18 protein-coding genes are annotated in these 17858 nt (G+C 70.8%); 5 read left to right on the top strand and 13 right to left on the bottom strand.

Going from position 1 to position 17858, the window contains the following annotated elements; genetic code table 11:
• The first annotated feature begins 180 nt into the window (after positions 1-180).
• Positions 181-1524: a UDP-glucose dehydrogenase family protein gene (locus ACTMTU_RS32695; RefSeq protein ID WP_441267048.1), complete on the top strand. Its 1344-nt coding sequence runs from the start codon at positions 181-183 to the stop codon at positions 1522-1524.
• 127 nt (positions 1525-1651) lie between these two features.
• Here the strand turns inward: ACTMTU_RS32695 and ACTMTU_RS32690 are convergent, their stop codons facing one another.
• Positions 1652-2161 (bottom strand): CGNR zinc finger domain-containing protein, encoded by a 510-nt coding sequence (locus ACTMTU_RS32690; protein ID WP_441267047.1) that lies wholly within the window; start codon positions 2159-2161, stop codon positions 1652-1654.
• Between the two features lie 84 nt (positions 2162-2245).
• Here ACTMTU_RS32690 and ACTMTU_RS32685 point away from each other — a divergent pair, with 84 nt between their 5' ends.
• Positions 2246-2608: a VOC family protein gene (locus tag ACTMTU_RS32685; protein ID WP_441267046.1), complete on the top strand. Its 363-nt coding sequence runs from the start codon at positions 2246-2248 to the stop codon at positions 2606-2608.
• An 11-nt stretch (positions 2609-2619) separates the two neighbouring features.
• Here ACTMTU_RS32685 and ACTMTU_RS32680 read toward each other — a convergent pair whose 3' ends face one another.
• From ACTMTU_RS32680 to ACTMTU_RS32665, 4 genes are all read right to left on the bottom strand, one after another.
• Positions 2620-3747 carry a membrane dipeptidase gene (locus tag ACTMTU_RS32680; protein WP_441267045.1) on the bottom strand — a complete coding sequence of 376 codons (1128 nt, stop codon included), beginning with the start codon at positions 3745-3747 and terminating at the stop codon, positions 2620-2622.
• A 120-nt stretch (positions 3748-3867) separates the two neighbouring features.
• A complete protein-coding gene (locus ACTMTU_RS32675; protein WP_441267044.1) occupies positions 3868-5067 on the bottom strand; it encodes a dipeptidase in 1200 nt (399 codons plus the stop codon).
• 21 nt (positions 5068-5088) lie between these two features.
• Positions 5089-5610 (bottom strand): 5-(carboxyamino)imidazole ribonucleotide mutase, encoded by a 522-nt coding sequence (gene purE, locus ACTMTU_RS32670; protein WP_441267043.1) that lies wholly within the window; start codon positions 5608-5610, stop codon positions 5089-5091.
• Positions 5607-6800 carry a 5-(carboxyamino)imidazole ribonucleotide synthase gene (locus tag ACTMTU_RS32665; protein WP_441267042.1) on the bottom strand — a complete coding sequence of 398 codons (1194 nt, stop codon included), beginning with the start codon at positions 6798-6800 and terminating at the stop codon, positions 5607-5609. The genes purE and ACTMTU_RS32665 overlap by 4 nt, the downstream gene beginning before the upstream one ends.
• A gap of 111 nt (positions 6801-6911) precedes the next feature.
• On the opposite strand from ACTMTU_RS32665, the gene ACTMTU_RS32660 reads away from it, so the two are divergent.
• The gene (locus tag ACTMTU_RS32660) at positions 6912-7433 is read left to right on the top strand and encodes a GtrA family protein (RefSeq protein WP_441267041.1); all 522 of its coding nucleotides are present in this window, start codon (positions 6912-6914) and stop codon (positions 7431-7433) included.
• 27 nt (positions 7434-7460) lie between these two features.
• Here the strand turns inward: ACTMTU_RS32660 and ACTMTU_RS32655 are convergent, their stop codons facing one another.
• Positions 7461-8729 (bottom strand): ATP-binding protein, encoded by a 1269-nt coding sequence (locus ACTMTU_RS32655; RefSeq protein ID WP_441267040.1) that lies wholly within the window; start codon positions 8727-8729, stop codon positions 7461-7463.
• Positions 8730-8742: 13 nt separating this feature from the next.
• Complete coding sequence (locus ACTMTU_RS32650) at positions 8743-9420, bottom strand: response regulator transcription factor (RefSeq protein WP_441267039.1); 678 nt, start codon at positions 9418-9420, stop codon at positions 8743-8745.
• Between the two features lie 466 nt (positions 9421-9886).
• Between ACTMTU_RS32650 and ACTMTU_RS32645 the strand changes: the two genes are divergently transcribed.
• Entirely contained in the window at positions 9887-11392 is a 1506-nt protein-coding gene (locus tag ACTMTU_RS32645) for a peptide MFS transporter (RefSeq protein ID WP_441267038.1), read from the top strand.
• 131 nt (positions 11393-11523) lie between these two features.
• Here the strand turns inward: ACTMTU_RS32645 and ACTMTU_RS32640 are convergent, their stop codons facing one another.
• The 6 genes from ACTMTU_RS32640 to ACTMTU_RS32615 form a co-directional block, all read right to left on the bottom strand.
• Positions 11524-12900 carry a hypothetical protein gene (locus ACTMTU_RS32640; protein WP_441267037.1) on the bottom strand — a complete coding sequence of 459 codons (1377 nt, stop codon included), beginning with the start codon at positions 12898-12900 and terminating at the stop codon, positions 11524-11526.
• Positions 12901-12914: 14 nt separating this feature from the next.
• Positions 12915-14003: a hypothetical protein gene (locus ACTMTU_RS32635; protein ID WP_441267036.1), complete on the bottom strand. Its 1089-nt coding sequence runs from the start codon at positions 14001-14003 to the stop codon at positions 12915-12917.
• Positions 14004-14005: 2 nt separating this feature from the next.
• Positions 14006-14749: a COG1470 family protein gene (locus tag ACTMTU_RS32630; protein WP_441267035.1), complete on the bottom strand. Its 744-nt coding sequence runs from the start codon at positions 14747-14749 to the stop codon at positions 14006-14008.
• 3 nt (positions 14750-14752) lie between these two features.
• On the bottom strand, positions 14753-15412 hold the full coding sequence (locus ACTMTU_RS32625; RefSeq protein ID WP_441267034.1) for a peptidase: 660 nt from the start codon (positions 15410-15412) through the stop codon (positions 14753-14755).
• Positions 15413-15543: 131 nt separating this feature from the next.
• Positions 15544-16047: an ATP-binding protein gene (locus ACTMTU_RS32620; RefSeq protein ID WP_441267033.1), complete on the bottom strand. Its 504-nt coding sequence runs from the start codon at positions 16045-16047 to the stop codon at positions 15544-15546.
• Between the two features lie 164 nt (positions 16048-16211).
• On the bottom strand, positions 16212-16580 hold the full coding sequence (locus ACTMTU_RS32615) for an STAS domain-containing protein (protein ID WP_441267032.1): 369 nt from the start codon (positions 16578-16580) through the stop codon (positions 16212-16214).
• Positions 16581-16872: 292 nt separating this feature from the next.
• Between ACTMTU_RS32615 and ACTMTU_RS32610 the strand changes: the two genes are divergently transcribed.
• A complete protein-coding gene (locus ACTMTU_RS32610) occupies positions 16873-17766 on the top strand; it encodes an RNA polymerase sigma factor SigF (protein WP_441267079.1) in 894 nt (297 codons plus the stop codon).
• The last annotated feature ends 92 nt before the right edge of the window (positions 17767-17858 follow it).

Below are 17858 nucleotides of genomic sequence, written 5' to 3'. Positions count from 1 at the left end.
TCCCCAAGGTGTTAACTACCGTTAAGTATTCCAATTTTAGACGCCGCTCCCCCGGCAGGCATACGTGAGCTTGGTGACAGCTCGGCCACAGCGCGCGAAGAGCGCTTTGGGGCGTGCCGCACGCCCCCGGATATGCTCGGCCCCGCACCGCCCTTGCCCGCGTCAGTACTGGAGCACCCCATGGCCCTCAAGATCACCGTGATCGGCACCGGATACCTCGGCGCCACCCACGCCGCGGCCATGGCGGAACTGGGCTTCGAGGTCCTTGGACTGGACGTGGTCCCGGAGAAGATCGAACTGCTCTCCGCGGGCCGGGTGCCGATGTACGAGCCCGGTCTCGAGGAGCTGCTGCGGCGGCACGTCGCCGGGATCGAGGGCTCGAGCGGCCGGCTGCGGTTCACGACCTCCTACGAGGAGGCCGGTGAGTTCGGCGACGTCCACTTCGTGTGTGTGAACACCCCGCAGAAGCACGGCGAGTACGCGTGCGACATGAGCTACGTCGACTCCGCCTTCGCATCGCTGGCGCCGCACCTGAAGCGCCCGGCGCTCGTCGTCGGCAAGTCGACCGTCCCGGTCGGCTCCGCGGAGCGGCTCGGCCGGCTGCTCGCGGAGAAGGCGCCGGCGGGTCCGGACGTGGAGCTCGCGTGGAACCCGGAGTTCCTGCGGGAGGGCTTCGCCGTCGACGACACCCTGCACCCGGACCGGATCGTGGTCGGCGTGGAGAGCGAGCGCGCGGAGAAGCTGCTGCGGGAGGTGTACGCGACGCCGGTCGGCGAAGGCTCGCCGTTCGTGGTGACCGACTTCCCGACGGCGGAGCTGGTGAAGACCGCGGCGAACTCGTTCCTCGCGACGAAGATCTCCTTCATCAACGCGATGGCCGAGGTGTGCGAAGCGGCCGGCGGCGACGTGGTGAAGCTGGCGGAGGCGATCGGCTACGACGAGCGGATCGGCAAGAAGTTCCTGCGGGCCGGTGTCGGTTTCGGCGGCGGCTGCCTGCCGAAGGACATCCGCGCCTTCATGGCACGCGCCGGTGAGCTGGGCGCCGACCAGGCGCTGACGTTCCTGCGCGAGGTCGACTCGATCAACATGCGCCGCCGTGGCCACATGGTCGAACTGGCACGTGAGGCGGTCGGTGGCACGTCGTTCCTCGGCAAGCGGGTCGCCGTGCTCGGCGCGACGTTCAAGCCGGACTCGGACGACGTCCGTGACTCGCCGGCGCTGAACGTCGCCGGTCAGATCCACCTCCAGGGCGGCCAGGTCACCGTCTACGACCCCAAGGGCATGGACAACGCCCGCCGCCTGTTCCCGACGCTGGGTTACGCGGACACTGCGCGGGAGGCCGTACGCGGCGCGGACGTGGTGCTGCACCTCACGGAGTGGCGCGAGTTCCGCGAGCTGGACCCGGCGGAGCTGGCGGAGGTCGTGACCTCGCCGCTCATCCTCGACGGCCGCAACGCCCTGGACCCGGTGGCGTGGCGCGAGGCGGGCTGGACGTACCGGGCGATGGGCCGCCCGCGGGCGTGACCCGCACGTCCGCCGGAACTCCCTGACGGGAACGCGCCCGAGCCGGACCGAACCCTGACCGTGTGCGCGGGCGGCGGGCCGAGCGCGCGTACCCCGAGCATCGGGTGCCGGGTGTCGTGACGCCGCTTCAGGCGGAGTCGGCCCGGCGGGCGCGGTAACTGCGCATCTTGGCGCGAGCGCCGCAGACGGACATCGAGCACCAGCGGCTGCGGCACGCCGGGCTGCGGTCGTAGTACACCCATTGGCAGTCCTCCGCCTCGCACGCCTTGAGGCGGAGCCATGTGTCGTCGGCCGCCGCGGCGGCGATGGCCTCGGCAACGCGGGTGAGAAGGGCCGGCGGGCCCGTGGGGCACAGGGCGGCCTCCCCCGCGGGGGAGATCGCCACGCGCAGAGGGGCGTCGGCGAGGAGGGCGTCGAGGGCGCTCGGGCCGGGAGTGCCGTGGCCGGCATGGGCCAGGCAGGCGGCGCGCAGCGCCTCGCGGAGCTCGCGTGCGGCGGGCAGGTCGTCCGGCGTGAGGCCGAACCGGGCCCGGCCGTCCGGCGTGTCGAGGCGGTCCGCGCCGGTCTCGATGTCCAGCGTGTTCACCAGCGCTTCGATCAGTGCGAGGCCACCGGGTGCGGGCGCCCTGTCATTCATGCTTGCGACGTTACCTGTTATGCGGGAGCATGCGGTAACCGTTACCGGTTGAACGCATGTAGAGGTAACCACCGAGGAGGAAGCATGAGCATCGGCAAGGTCGGAGCCGTCGTACTGGACTGTCCCGATCCCGTCGCCCTCGCCCGCTTCTACGCCGAGCTCGTCGGCGGGACGGTCGAGGACGACGGCGACGGGTGGGTGGACCTCAAGGGGGCCGACGGCGCGCAGCTCGCCTTCCAGGGCGCCCCCGGTCACGTACCGCCGAAGTGGCCGTCCGCCAAGGACTCGCAGCAGTTCCACATCGACGTGATGGTCGAGGACATGGACGCCGCCGAGGAGCGGGTGCTCGCGCTCGGCGCCACCACGCTCGACGCGGAGGACCGCAAGCGGTCGTTCCGGGTGTACGCCGACCCGGCGGGGCATCCGTTCTGTCTCTGCGCCTGCTGAACCGGCGCGGATCAGAGGTCCAGCGCGCCGATCGCCGCCCGTGAGGGGGCCCGGCGCGGCTGGGCCGCCCGGGCGGCGAACTCGGTACCACGCAGTACCCGGGCCACGTTCGACCAGGTCAGACCCATGACCTCCGATTCGGCCCAGCCCCGCTCGAGCAGTTCCGCGATCAGCCTCGGCAGGCAGGAGACGTCGTGCAGGCCGGCCGCGTGCGGCAGTCCCGTGTCGTACGCGCCGCTGATCGCGACGGCCTCGGGCCCGGCGGTCTCCCGCACGTGGTCGAGCAGGTCCGCGGTCGCCGGCAGCGTCCCGGCGGTGCACGGCACCATGCACACCCCGTGGTTGCCGCGCAGCGCGTGCAGCACGTCGTCCGGGAGGGGCTCCGCGTGGTGCGAGAGGACGACAGGCGCTCTGGTGATCAGGAATGTGCGCCGCATGGTGTCGGCCGTGCAGCCGGAGAGGTCGATGAGCACTCCGAGCCGGTTCATCTCACGGACCATCTCGTGGCCGAAAGGCGTCAGACCACCCTGCGTCCAATGGGCGCCGGCGAGGGTGACGCTGCGGACGCCGAGCGCGTACACGGCGCGCAGCGCGGCGAGCGAGTCGCCGAGGGCCTCACCGGCCATCGGGCCGAGAAGGGCGGCGATCCGGCCGCAGTTCCAGGAGTCGACGAGCTCGTCGGCGCTGAGCGCGAGGCGCAGGCCCTCCGGGCATTCGGCCACCGTGACCCGTACCAGGTCGATCAGCTCCATCGTGGCGCCGAGCGAGGGGCTTCCGGCGCTGCCGGCCGGTGCCTGGAGGGACCAGAACTGGGCGCCCACACCGCCGCGCCGCAGCCGGGGCACATCGGTCTCCAGCAGGCTCTCGCCGGCTTCGAGGTCGTACCAGTGCATGCTCCGGAGCACCGGGGCCAGACCGCTGTACCCGTCGATCACGGGGTGGGTGCGCAGGAGTCGAGCGGCGCGCGCGAGCGGATCGGCGGGGGGTCCGGAGGTCGGACCGGGGTCCGGCGGCGCGGACGCCGCTGCTCCCGGTTCCCCGAGAACGTCGAGGCCGTCGAGATCGTTCAGCTCGTCGAGGTCCTCCGGACCGACGGACTCGACGGCGGTGAGGGACGAGGCGTCGTGCAGATCTGCCATGTGCTGCTCCGGGTTCGCCGGCCGTATGCCGTTACGCCAACCGTGGCACGGGAGCCGTAAGGGGTCGCGGCGAGTCGTGCGTTCGGGGTACGCGGCCCGCGGCCGCGCACCCCGAACCGCTCAGAGCGCGTCGAGCTCGGCGATCGTCGCGATCGACGGGCCGCGGGTCGCCTGCAGGTCGGCGGCCACGTCCTCGGCCGCCCGCAGCACGCGGACGGCGTTCTGCCAGGTGAGCTTCGCCAGATCGGCGTCCGACCAGCCGCGGCGCAGCAACTCCGCGACCAGGTTCGGGTAGCCGGCGACGTCGTCCAGGCCGGCCGGGGTGAAGGCCGTGCCGTCGAAGTCGCCGCCGATGCCGACGTGGTCGATGCCGGCGACCTCCCGCATGTGGTCGAGATGGTCGGCGACCGTGGCGGCGGTCGCCACCGGCCGCGGGTTCGCCGCCTCGAACGCCTCGTGGATCTTCATCGCCTGGGGCGTGGTGTCCAGGTGGTGCAGCCCGTGCGCCCGCATGTTCTCGTCGGCCGCCCGGGTCCACTCGACGGCCGCGGGCAGGATGAACTTCGGTACGAACGTCGCCATCGCCACGCCCCCGTTGGCCGCCAGCAGGGCCAGCACCTCGTCGGGGATGTTGCGGGGGTGGTCGCACACCGCGCGGGCCGACGAGTGGGAGAAGATCACCGGCGCCACGGACGTGGCCAGCGCGTGCCGCATCGTCGTATCGGCGACGTGCGAGAGGTCCACGAGCATGCCGAGGCGGTTCATCTCGCGCACGACCTCGTGGCCGAAGGCCGACAGGCCCCCGACGCCGGGCTCGTCGGTCGCCGAGTCCGCCCAGGCGATGTTGTCGTTGTGCGTGAGCGTCATATAGCGCACGCCCAGCGCGTAGAGGGCGCGCAGGGTCGCGAGCGAGTTGTTGATGGAGTGGCCGCCCTCGGCGCCCATGAGCGAGGCGATCCTGCCCTCGTCGCGGGCGATCTCCATGTCCTCGGCGCTCAGGGCGCGGGCGAGGTCCGCGGGGTAGCGCTCGAGGAGCTGGTCGACGACGTCGATCTGCTCCAGGGTCGCGCTGACGGCCGTGTCGCCCGCCATGTCGCTGCGCACGTAGACGGACCAGAACTGCGCGCCGACCCCGCCGGCGCGCAGCCGGGGGATGTCGGTGTGGAGCCGGCCCTGCTGGTCGGCCGCGATGTCCAGGCGGTCGAGGTCGTAGCGGACGTGTTCCCGCAGGGCCCAGGGAAGGTCGTTGTGACCGTCGACGACGGGGTGGGCGGCGAGCAGTTCGCGGGCCCGCTGGAGGAGTTCCGTGGGGGTGTCCATTGCCTGTTGCTTCCCCGCGTCCTACTTTCCGAAGCCGAAGGACTCCGCACCCGCGACCTTGGCGCGCAGCCGCTTGCCCTTGTCGGTGGCCTGGTCGTTGAGCTCCTGGAGGAACTCCACCATGCGGGCCTGGAGTTCGGCGTCCTGCGTGGCGAGGATGCGGGCGGCGAGCAGTCCGGCGTTCCGCGCGCCGCCGACCGAGACGGTGGCGACGGGCACGCCGGCCGGCATCTGCACGATGGACAGCAGCGAGTCCATTCCGTCGAGGTACTTCAGGGGGACGGGGACGCCAATGACCGGCAGCGGGGTCACCGAGGCCAGCATGCCCGGCAGGTGGGCCGCTCCCCCGGCGCCGGCGATGATCGCCTTGAGTCCGCGGCCGGCCGCCTCCTCGCCGTAGGCGATCATCTCGCGCGGCATGCGGTGCGCGGAGACGACGTCGACCTCGTAGCCGATCTCGAACTCGTCGAGCGCCTGCGCCGCCCCCTCCATGACGGGCCAGTCCGAGTCGGACCCCATGACAATGCCAACGACCGGGCTCATTCGGTGATCGTGCCTCTCAAGTAGCCGGCGGCGTGGCGGGCGCGCTCCAGTGCGTCGGCCAGGTCGTCGCCGTACGTGTTGACGTGCCCCACCTTGCGGCCGGGCTTCACATCCTTGCCATACATATGGATCTTGAGCTGGGGGTCCCGGGCCATGCAGTGCAGATAGGCCGCGTACATGTCCGGGTAGTCACCGCCCAGGACGTTGCACATGACCGTCCACGGGGCACGGGGACGGGGGTCGCCCAGCGGCAGGTCCAGCACGGCACGGACGTGGTTGGCGAATTGCGAGGTGACCGCGCCGTCCTGGGTCCAGTGGCCGGAGTTGTGCGGGCGCATGGCGAGCTCGTTGACGAGGATGCGGCCGTCGGCGGTCTCGAACAGCTCGACGGCGAGGTGGCCGACGACGCCGAGCTCCTTCGCGATCCGCAGTGCGAGTTCCTGCGCCTGACCGGCCAGCTCCGCGTCGAGGTCCGGCGCGGGCGCGATCACGGTGTCGCAGACCCCGTCGACCTGCTGCGACTCGACGACCGGATAGGCGACGGCCTGGCCGTGCGGCGAGCGGACGATGTTCGCGGCGAGCTCGCGGCGGAAGTCGACCTTCTCCTCCGCGAGGACCGGCACGCCCGCCTTGAACGGGGCCTCGGCGTCCTTCTCCGTGCGGACCAGCCAGACGCCCTTGCCGTCGTACCCGCCGCGCACGGTCTTGAGGATCACCGGGAAGCCCCCGGCCTCCTCGGCGAACGCCGTCACATCGGCCGGGTCGGCCACGATGCGGTGGCGGGGGCAGGGCACGCCGATCTCCGTGAGCCGTGCGCGCATCACCCCCTTGTCCTGGGCGTGCACCAGCGCGTCCGGCCCCGGCCGGACGGCGACGCCGTCCGCCTCGAGGGCCCGCAGGTGCTCGATCGGGACATGCTCGTGGTCGAAGGTGATCACGTCACAGCCGCGCGCGAACTCACGCAGCGTGTCCAGGTCGCGATAGTCGCCGACGACGACATCGCTCACCACCTGGGCCGCTGAGTCCTGCGGGGTGTCACTGAGGAGCTTGAACTTCAGGCCGAGGGGGATACCCGCCTCATGGGTCATGCGGGCGAGCTGACCGCCGCCGACCATGCCGACTACCGGGAACGTCACTCTCCTAGGGTATCCGCCCAGTCGGCGGGCCCCGTCTTCCGTATGTTCCGACAATGCTCCGCAGCAGGCGACACATCATCCTCACGGCCCACAGGCATCACAGTGAGCCGCTGGTTAGCATGACGGTGACCACACATGCCAATCTGATGAGGCTGGGCTCTCACTATGAGTGAACGAGGCGGAAGGCTGCGGGGGCAGCTGCACCAGCTCATCCGGGAGGTCGCCAAATTCGGCGCGGTGGGCGGGGCCGGGCTGCTCGTCAATCTCGCGGTCTTCAATCTCGTTCGGTACGTCACCGAGGTTCCGGTGGTCCGGGCGTCCGTCCTGGCGACCGTCGTCGCCATCGCGTTCAACTACGTGGGGTTCCGCTACTTCACCTACCGCGACCGTGACAAGAGCCGGCGGACCAGGGAGCTGACGCTGTTCCTGCTGTTCAGCGCGGTGGGCCTGGTGATCGAGAACGGCATCCTGTACACGGCCACGTACGGCTTCGGCTGGGACACCCCGCTGCAGAGCAACGTGTTCAAGTTCCTCGGGATCGGCGTCGCGACGCTGTTCCGGTTCTGGTCGTACCGCAGCTGGGTCTTCCGTGCGCTGCCCGCCCATGACGCCGTGCCCAGCGCCGAATCGTTCCTCGAGCAGCGTCGGCCCGCGCCTGAGCCGGTACGGCACCGCGTCGGCCGCTGAGCCCCGGAGCAGGGCCCGGCCCGGCGGCTATCGGATCGTCGGCTTCTCGTCGTTCTTGCGCTTCTTCGCCACCCTGCTCAGGAAGATCGCGAAGACCGGCGGGTGCTGCTGGAGCAGCTCCAGCCGGCCGCCGTCGGCCTCCGCCAGGTCCCGGGCGACGGCCAGGCCGATGCCGGTCGAGTTGCGGCCGCTGATGGTCCGCTCGAAAATTCGCGCGCCGAGGTCCGCAGGCACACCGGGCCCCTCGTCCGTCACCTCGACCACCGCCTGGTTGCCGGTCGCCCTGGTGCGCACCGCGACGGTGCCCCCGCCGTGCATCAGCGAGTTCTCGATCAGGGCGGCGAGCACCTGCGCCACGGCGCCGGGCGTGCCGACGGCCCGCATGCCCTGCCGGCCCGAGCAGACGATGGCCCGGCCGGCGCTGCGGTAGACCGGGCGCCACTCCTCGAGCTGCTGCTTGACCACCTCGTCCAGGTCGAAGACCACGGCGGAGCCGGTGCGCGGATCGCGGGAGTTCGTCAGCAGCCGCTGGACCACGTCGGTGAGCCGCTCCACCTGCGTCAGGGCGATGCTGGCTTCGTCCTTCACCGTCTCCAGGTCGTCGGTGACCGTGATCTCCTCCAGCCGCATCGACAGCGCGGTCAGCGGTGTACGGAGCTGGTGGGAGGCGTCCGCGGCGAGCCGCCGTTCCGCGGTGAGCATCCGGGCGATCCGCTCGGCGCTGGCGTCGAGCACATCGGCGACCCGGTCCAGCTCCGGGACTCCGTAGCGGCGGTGGCGGGGGCGGGGGTCGCCGGAGCCGAGACGCTCCGCGGTCTCCGCGAGGTCGGTGAGCGGCGAACCGAGGCGGTTGGCCTGCCGTACGGCGAGCAGCACGGCGGCGACGACGGCGAGCAGCGCCACCGCGGCGATGATCATCAGCGACCGTCCGACCTCGCGGGTCACGGAGGAGCGGGACTCCTCGACGGTGACCGTGGTGCTCCGTTCCCCCTCCGCGGTGCCGCGGATGACGCTCCCGGAGGGCGGCTCACCGATCTCGATGGGGCCGCGGCCGGGGATGTCGATCAGCGCGTAGCGGGTGATGTCGCCCTGCTCCGCGAGAATGTCCGGATTGACGGGCTCGCCGCCCACCAGGCGGCTCTCCACGATGCTGACGAGGCGCAGCGCGTCGGAGTCGACGCTCTCCTGGGCGCTGCTGGTGATGGTGCGCGTCTCGACGAGCACCAGGGAGACGCCGAAGACGGCGATGACGACGAGCACCACGGCGAGCGTGGAGGTGATCAGACGGCGGCGCATGGTGCTTTCAGTATCAGGACTTCTCGAAGCGGAAGCCGACGCCGCGCACGGTGGCGATGTAGCGGGGGTTCGCCGCGTCGTCGCCGAGCTTCTTGCGCAGCCATGAGATGTGCATGTCCAGGGTCTTGGTGGACGACCACCAGGTGGTGTCCCAGACCTCGCGCATCAGCTGGTCCCGGGTGACGACCCGGCCGGCGTCCCTGACCAGCACCCGCAGCAGGTCGAACTCCTTGGCCGTCAGCTGGAGTTCCTCGTCGCCCATCCAGGCGCGGTGCGACTCGACGTCGATCCGGACGCCGTGGGTGGCAGGGGCGGGCGTGGGCTCGGCGGATCCGCGCCGCAGCAGGGCCCGGACCCGGGCGAGCAGTTCGGCGAGACGGAACGGCTTGGTGACGTAGTCGTCGGCGCCCGCGTCGAGGCCGACGACGGTGTCCACCTCGTCGGCGCGGGCGGTGAGCACCAGGATCGGGATCGTGTGGCCCTCCGCACGCAGCCGGCGGGCGACCTCCAGGCCGTCCATGCCGGGCAGGCCGAGGTCGAGCACCACGAGGTCCACACCGCCGGCGAGTCCCGCGTCGAGCGCGGTCGGGCCGTCCTCGCGTACCTCTACCTCGTACCCCTCACGGCGCAGCGCGCGGGCCAGTGGTTCCGAGATTGATGCGTCGTCCTCGGCGAGCAGTACACGGGTCATGGGGTGATGGTAGTCCGCGGCCACGGGCCACGGGACTTGATCCACAATGCCTGCGGCTATGGGGTGAGATCCTGGTTACGACCTTCGAATCAGGGCAGACGGTTCCACGTTCACCTGTGATCCATGTCTCAAGTCCTTCCATATGCCGCACTGTCGTGGCGTATGGTGGCGAGACGCCCGTAGTACAACTCGGGGACCTTTGGCTGCCATGCGCACCAAAGGTCTCTTTTCTGTCCGAAGGTCGGCCCGATACCGTTCCGGTCGTTTCGAGTACCGACCCGAAGCAGTGAATGACCTGTTGGCCGGGCCCCGGCGCCCTCACGCGCCCGGGGCGTGGATCCCGGTACGGACCGTTTCCGGCCCCTGTCTTCGCGGGCGCGGGCCCGGACCGTACCGGTGCCGGCCTCCCCCCACCGGGCGCGTACCGCTCACGAAGCGCCGCGTCCCGAGCGAGCAAGGATCGACCATGGCGTCCAGCCTGACGAAGGACTCGGCCAGCACTCCTGGCGGCGAGAAGACCTTCTTCGGCCACCCCCGCGGTATGGCCACTCTCTTCATGACGGAGATGTGGGAGCGCTTCTCCTGGTACGGGATGCGCGGCATCCTCGTCCTCTACCTGGTCGCGGAAGTCCTCGACGGCCGGCTCGAGGACCGCGAGGCTCTGGCAGCCGCCATCTACGGCGTGTACAACGCCGTCGTCTACATGGCGGCCATGCCCGGCGGCTGGGTCGCCGACCGTCTGTGGGGCGCCCGCAAGGCCGTTCTCGTCGGCGGCATCGTCATCGCCCTCGGCCACTTCACGCTGGCGCTCCCTTCGGACACCGCGTTCTTCGCCGGCCTCGCGCTCATCGCCGCCGGTACGGGCCTGCTGAAGCCGAACATCTCGGCCATGGTGGGCGGCCTGTACGAGGGCCAGTCCAGCGCCCGCCGCGACGCAGGTTTCACGCTCTTCTACATGGCGATCAACATCGGCGGCATGGCCGCCCCGCTGGTCGTCGGCTACCTCGGTGAGAACGTCGACTGGCACCTCGGCTTCGCCGTCGCCGGTATCGGCATGACCCTGGCCGTCGTGCAGTACGTGCTGGGCGGCCGCCACCTCGGCGACGTCGGCAAGGAGCCGGGCACCCCGGCGACCCCGGAGGAGAAGCGCGCGGTCCTGCGCAAGGTCCTGCTGTGGACCGGCCTCGCCGTGGCCGCCCTGCTGGCCGACATCGTGCTCGGGACGTACGACGTCGAGCACATCGTGAACGTGCTCGCGGTGCTCGGCATCGCCGTTCCGGTCATCTACTTCATCTCGATGTTCCGCAACCCGGCGCTGACCGCTCAGGACAGGCCGAAGATCAAGGCGTTCGTGTGGTTCTTCGCCACGGCCGTCCTGTTCTGGATGATCTACGACCAGTCCGGCTCGCTGCTGACGCTGTTCGCGGACGGCAAGACCGACCGCATGATCGGCGGCTGGGAGTTCCCGGCGTCGTGGTACCAGTCGGTCAACCCGGCCATGGTCATCGTGCTGGCGCCGATCTTCGCCACGCTGTGGGTCAAGCTCGCCCAGCGCAACCGTGAGCCCAGCACTCCGATGAAGTTCGCGCTCGCGATGCTCCTCATCGGCGGCTCCTTCGCGATCATGGGCCTGGCGGGCGCCGCGGCCGCCAACAGCGACACCGGCAAGGTCACCGTCTTCTGGCTGCTGAGCGTCTACCTCGTCCAGACCATCGGTGAGATGTGCCTGTCCCCGGTCGGCCTGTCGCTGTCGACCAAGCTGGCGCCGAAGCAGTTCGTCGGCCAGATCATGGGTCTGTGGTTCCTGGCGACGGCGACGGGCAACGCGCTGAACGGCTGGACCACGAAGCTCAACAAGCCGCTGGGCGACGCCATGTACTACTCGCTCTGGGCGGTCATCGCGGTCGCCGCGGGACTGACGTTCATGATGGCGGGCCGTAAGATCCGCGCGCTCATGGGCGACGTGAAGTAGCACCACCGACCGGTCGGCGGACCGGTCCCGGCGCGACGGCGGAGGGCCGGCACGAAGGAGACTTCGTGCCGGCCCTCCTGCTGTTCCGCGCATCGCCCTCACCGGGCGAACGCGCCGGAAGAAGCCGCCGCTCAGCGCGGGCCGCGCAGGCGCTGCCACGGCGTGAAGGTGAACACCGCGCCGCCGAGGAGGATCACCGTGCCGGCGACCAGGGCGAGGGCGCGCAGCGCGCCGGTGTCCTCCGCGCCGGTCTGGGCGAGGCCGCCGGAGCTGCCGCCGGACGACCCCGTTCCGCCGCCGGCTGTGCCGCCGCCGGTGGTGGTGCCCCCCGAAGCCCCGCCGGGCTGGGCCGAGGTGTCCAGCTCCAGGGAGAACGGGACGCCGGCCGGCGGGGTGCAGGTCGTGGTCGTGCCGAGCGCCTTGACCGTCAGCACACCGGGGCTGAGCGTCGCCCTGCCGGTCGCGCCCGGCTTGTACGTGCCCGTGAGGTCGGGGATCTCGATGGGCTCGCCCGACTTGATGGGCTCCTTGTTGGTCGGGCCCTCGACGTGGACGAATCCCTTGTCGGCTCCGCCGAGCCGGACCTCCATGGAGGGCTTGACGGAGTCCGCCGGGATGTCGGCGGGGCTGTCCATGACGGACTTGGAGAACTTCACGGTCAGGTCGTAACCGCCGCCGTTCTTCTTGGCATTGATCCGGACCGGGGAGACGGCGTTCTTGTCTCCGATCGGGGTCTTGCAGGCGTAGGCGACCTCGATCTCCTTGCCCTCGAAGTCGGTGGGGCCCGGATCGGTGCCGCCGGAGGTGGTTCCCCCTGAGCTGCCGCCCCCGGACGTCGTTCCGCCGGAGCTGCCGCCCCCGGAGGTGGTTCCGCCGGAGTCGGACCCACCATTGGTCGTTCCGCCCGTGGTGGTTCCTCCTGAACTGGTGCCCCCGGAGGTGGTGCCGCCCGAGCTCGTACCGCCGGAGGTGCCACCCTGGCCGTCCGTCACCTTGATCGTCGCGCCGGCCCCGACCGTCTCCTTCGGTGAGCACTTGGTGTCCGTCGAGATCGGCTTCGACACGTTGATGCTGTACGCGCCCGGCGTGAGCGTGATCTCGCCGGCCTTCTCCAGTTTCAGCGTGGCCTTCATGTCGGGGAGCACCATCGGGCTGTTCTTGGGGATCGGCGGATTCTGGCGCGGGCCTTCCGCCTTGAGTTCGCCGCTCGCGGCGCCCCCCAGGGTGATCGTGCCGGTCGGTTTGACCGTGTCCTTCTCCAGGTCCAGGACGTCCGGGTTCTTCGACGCCGCCTGGACGGTCTTCCACACCACCTCGACCTCGTCGCCGACCTTCGCCTCCGGGGGCGCGGTGATCTGCACCTTGGTGGTGCCCTGTACGGGCGGCAGACCGGAGATGGGCGGCGGAATGCACTCCGTCGCGTACGAGACCTCTGCGGCCTGTACCGGGCTCGCGGCCAGCAGCATCCCCGCTCCGCCGAGCATCAGCGCGACTCCGGCCGCGCTCATCCTCCGTTGCGTACTCACGAATGTCCCTTCGTCGTGGGCCGGTTCTCTGACGGTGCGGAAGGTGCGGACGTTGTGGACGGTGCGCCAGGTGCGGGCGGTGCGGAGGACACCGCGGGCGCGGAGGGCGCGGCGTCGGGCACGAGCCACGGAAGCGCCGCCGCCGTGTCGCTCGCGCCGCCGTCGGCGGTGGCCGTGGCGGTGGAGCCACGCCGTCGGGACGGGCGGGCATGGCGGGGGTCCGGCGGCCGGACCTTGTCGACGACCGCCATGCCGATACGGAACAGGGCGGCCGGCACGACCAGTGCCAGCAGCACCCAGAACACCGTCACGCCCCATGGCCTGGGCACGCGCCAGGGCTGCTCGGCGAGGACCTTCGTGCCGTACTCGACCGAGATCGAGTAGTCACCGTGCGCCCCGGCGGGAAGCTGCACGGGCAGCGTGATCCGTGCCTTCTCGCCGGGCCGCACCGTCCCGCGCCACTGCTGCTCCTCCCACTGCGGGGCGAACAGCCCGTGCGCCGTGCCGATCCGGAAGACCGGGTCCCGGACGGGGTCCGTGCCGAGGTTGCCGACCGTGAACTCGAGAGTGCGGGCGGGCGGGGCGCCGAAGAAGACGAGGAGGCCCGAATCCCCCTCGAGCCGGGTGGCCGTGAGCACCGCGAGCCTGCCGCCGCCGGTCTGCTCGGGAAGCGGGGCGGTGGGGTGGCCTGCGACGACGAACACGGCGTCGACGCTTTGCTGTTCCCCCATGACGGTGGCCACGTGGACGACGCAGGGGCAGGGTACGGGCGGTTCCGCGACCGGCACCTTCTTGCTGAACGCCCCCGTGGAGTCGGTGGTGACCGCGCGACCGTCCGCGTTGGCACAGGAGTTGGTGCCGCCGATCACGCCCTTGGCGGGGGTGGCCCGGCCGCAGACGAGCAGCATGAGGAGGGTGCGGGGACGCCAGCCGCTGCCGCTGACGGTGATGTCCCGTCCCTTGCCCGCCTGCGGGGCGGACAGCTCCACCCTGGGCGGGGACGGGTCCGCGGCTGCCGCGGGAACAGCCGGAAGCAGGAGGAACGCTGCGAGTACGACCGCGAGGGCGCGGCGGACGGAGGGCATCGTCAGCCTCCTGCTTTTCTGGGCCGGCGCCGCAGACGGACCCACAAGGACGCGGGCAGCAACAGCGTCAGCAGCAGCGCCGGCCAGGGAAGGAAGGTCTTCGTCACCGTCGCGCCGGCGTGCACGCCGCCCGCCGCGGTGACGTCCAGGCGCAGTTCGACACGGTCCAGCGCCGGTGGGTCCCATCGCTCGGTCAGCGCGACCCGTTGCGCCGGCGGCAAGGAACGGACCTCGTGGGCGCGGCGGGTCACCGGCGCACCGAAGAGGCCGTCGGCGCGCAGCGAGACGCGCGGCGACAGGGGCGTGTTGCCCCGGTTGACGACGGTGTAGTGGACGAGACCGCCGGAGAAGGACACGTCCTCGACGGTGAGGGCGGGGACTTTCGGGCCGCTCACCCGCAGGTGGACGCGGATCGGCTCCGTGCGGCCGTCGGCCGACGCCGTGATCGTCGCGGTCCGTTCACCCGGCGGCGTGTTCGCGGGGACGGTCACCGTGAAGGGGATCTCCGCACGGGTGCGGGCCGGGATCGTCACCTCGCCGGCGGCGAGAGCGATCCACGGCCCCGCGCCGGGCGGCGCCTTCATCTCCACCGTGAGCGCCTCGGTGCCCGGGTTGGTCAGGGACACGCGGTCCTCGAGCACCGTGCCGGGGCCGCCCTCCAGGTACACGTACTCGCGCTCCGGCTCCCAGCCGGCGCCGGGGGGAGGCGCGGCCAGGGCGAGTACGAGCGCGAGGGCGGCCCGCACGGATCAGCCCGCGGTCCGGCCGCCGCGCCGGGTCAGCCAGAGGACGCCGGCCGCCCCGGTCAGCAGTACGGTTCCGCCGAGCGTGCCGAGCGCGGTCGCCGAGTCCAGCGGACCGGTCTTCGGCAGTTCGGACGACCCGCCTCCCGTGGCGCCGCCCACCGCCGTGACGTCGAGCTCGAGCGAGGGCCGGGGACTGTTCTTCGGCGTGCAGGTCGTGGTCGTGCCGAGGGCCTTGATGGTCAGCACTCCGGCCGTGAACGTGACCTTGCCGCTCTTCTTCGGGGTGTACGTACCGGACAGGTCGTTGATCTTGATCGGGGTCTCGGCGGGTACGGCGGCGGCGTTGGGCGGGCCGGACACCCGCACCTCGCCCGTCTCCGCGCCGCCCAGTTCGATGACCGCGCTCGGGTTCATGGCGCCCTTGCCCAGTTCGACCGGGCTGGAGGAGACACCCTTCTGGAAGGACATCGTGAGCCGGTACGCGCCGCCGTTCCTGACCGCCTTGATGTCGATCGGCGACACGGCGCCCTTCGGGCCGATCGGGGTTCGGCACTCGTAGTCGACGTCCACGACGGCGGCGTGCGCGGCGGGGGCGGTCAACAGCACCGCCGGGGCCGCCACCGCCGCCGCCAGGGCGAGAGCTGTTCGTTTCCGGTACGACACGTCGGGTCCCCTCGGCCGCAGTCAACTGACGACACATCAGATCGGGCGCTCAAGGTACGCCCGGGGCCTTGGGGAGGGAAGACAAAGAGCACGCCGTATCGGCGTGCTCTTTCAACGGGTCCTGAGCGGCGTCACGCGGGTGCGGCGAGCTCCGCCCACACCGTCTTGCCCGGATGACCGGGCGTTCTGACGACTCCCCAGTCCATGCAGAGCCGCTGGACGATGAACATGCCGTGCCCGCCGGGCCGCCCGGCACGGTGGGGGGTGCGCGGCGCCGGCTGACCGGCACCCCGGTCGGTGACCTCCAGGCGCAGCACTTTGCCGTCGCAGCCGACACGCAGCTCCTCCGGCCCCTCCGCGTGCAGACAGGCGTTGGTGACCAGCTCCGAGACGACCAGGAGCACGTCCTCCGCGGCGGCTCTGCGGTCGGCCGTCGCGGCGGGCAGCCAGCCCCAGTCGTAGAGCGCCTGCCGCGTGAAGTCCCGGGCGAGGGGAACAATGCCACTGGCCGCGCGCAGGGGAAGGCTGCGCACGGCGCCGCCGGAGACCCCGGATGCGGGGACGGCCGGCGGCGCGCCGGCGCCACCCGGCTCCGGGCCGGCGTCGCCCGGCTGCTGTTGCCGGGTGGTGCTCATCAGCGCTTCACCTCACCGATTCACCGATTCACCAGTTCGCCATGGTCTCAAGTACGCAGAGTGCTGGGCGTTCAACGGTCTGCGGGGGTTCTCCTGCCCGACCGGCCCGTGACAACACCCACTGTGCGGATCCGGCCGCGTGACGCGGGCAACAGGGCGGCCGGTCAGTGGACCAGGGCCGCTTCGACGGAGTCGTGCACGGTGAAGACCGCCTCGGCGCCGGTGATCTCGAAGACCCTCGCCACCACCGGCAGCATCCCTGCCAGATGGACCCCTCCGCCACCGGCCTCGGCCTTCAACCGGGCACCGAGCAGCACATTGAGTCCCGTGGAATCACAGAACTCCAGCTGCGAGCAGTCGATGACCAGACGTACGCGACCGCGTTCGATCGCCTCCTCCAAGGGCACGCGCAGCAGGTCCGCCGTGTGGTGATCGAGCTCACCCACCGGCTTCACGATTTCGCTGCGGCCCTCGGTCCGAACCTCGACCTGAAGCCGGCCCCGATTGACGCTGCCGACCGTCTCGCGGTCCATGCCGTCCCTTTTCGCCGTGTCGTTCAGTGTGTCGCCACCGTGTCGTACATCACGTCGGCACCGTCGACGGACGGCGCTGACGCCCGTCGAACCCTACGCCCTCCACGCGCACACTGGTAGCCGAACTAACCGACAATACGGACATACTGCCGATATGCCACTTGCGATCGTCGTGGCAGACCGGGTAGGGCTAGTAGGGACACAACCAACACGGCCGGCTTTGGAGGCGCCGCTCACCGCAGCAGCATGTATGGGCTTCGGCAGCCATATGCCGAGAACGATGGAGGAGACCATGTCACCCCGGCTCGACGCATCGCGAACCCCCACCGCGCCGTCGACACTGTCCACCCCCACCGACGAACAGGCCACGGGCCTCGAAGCCCTCGAGGGCCTTCCGGAGATCCCGCCGTTCGAACAGGTGGGAGCGCTGGACGCGCGAGAACTGTCCAAGACGCTCTTCGCACGCCTCGCGTCCCTCGAGGAGGGCACGCACGAGTACGCGTACGTCCGTAACACCCTGGTGGAACTGAACCTCGCGCTGGTCAAGTTCGCCGCCTCACGGTTCCGCACCCGCAGCGAACCGATGGAGGACATCATCCAGGTCGGCACGATCGGCCTGATCAAGGCGATCGACCGCTTCGAACTCAGCCGCGGCGTCGAGTTCCCCACCTTCGCGATGCCGACCATCATCGGCGAGATCAAGCGCTTCTTCCGCGACACCAGTTGGTCGGTGCGTGTGCCGCGCCGGCTCCAGGAGCTGCGGCTGGACCTCGCGAAGGCGGGGGACGAGCTCTCCCAGCAGCTCGACCGCGCCCCCACCGTCGACGAGCTCGCGCAGCGGCTCGACATCGGCCGGGACGAGGTCGTGGAGGGCATGGCCGCGAGCAACGCGTACACCGCGAGCTCGCTGGACGCCCAGCCGGAGGAGGACGACAGCGAGGGCGCCCTCGCCAACCGCATCGGCTACGAGGATCACGGGCTCGAAGGCATCGAGTACATCGAGTCGCTCAGGCCGATGATCGCGAGCCTTCCGCCGCGCGACCGCCGGATCCTCTCCCTGCGTTTCGTCGCCAACATGACGCAGTCGGAGATCGGTGAAGAGCTCGGCATCTCGCAGATGCACGTGTCCAGGCTGCTGTCCCGGACCCTGCGCAGGCTCCGCAAGGGCCTGACGCTGGAGGAGTGAGCGGACCACCTCACCCGCACCCGGAAGGGCCCATTCCGTCAAGGAATGGGCCCTTCCCCGTTATTGACGGGGCAGTCCTGATTGGTCCACAT

Origin of the sequence: Streptomyces sp. OZ13 (genome assembly GCF_052068155.1) — a bacterium.
Lineage (GTDB): Bacteria > Actinomycetota > Actinomycetes > Streptomycetales > Streptomycetaceae > Streptomyces.
Note: the sequence above shows the minus strand (reverse complement) of the source record. Positions and strands in the feature narration are given on the sequence as shown.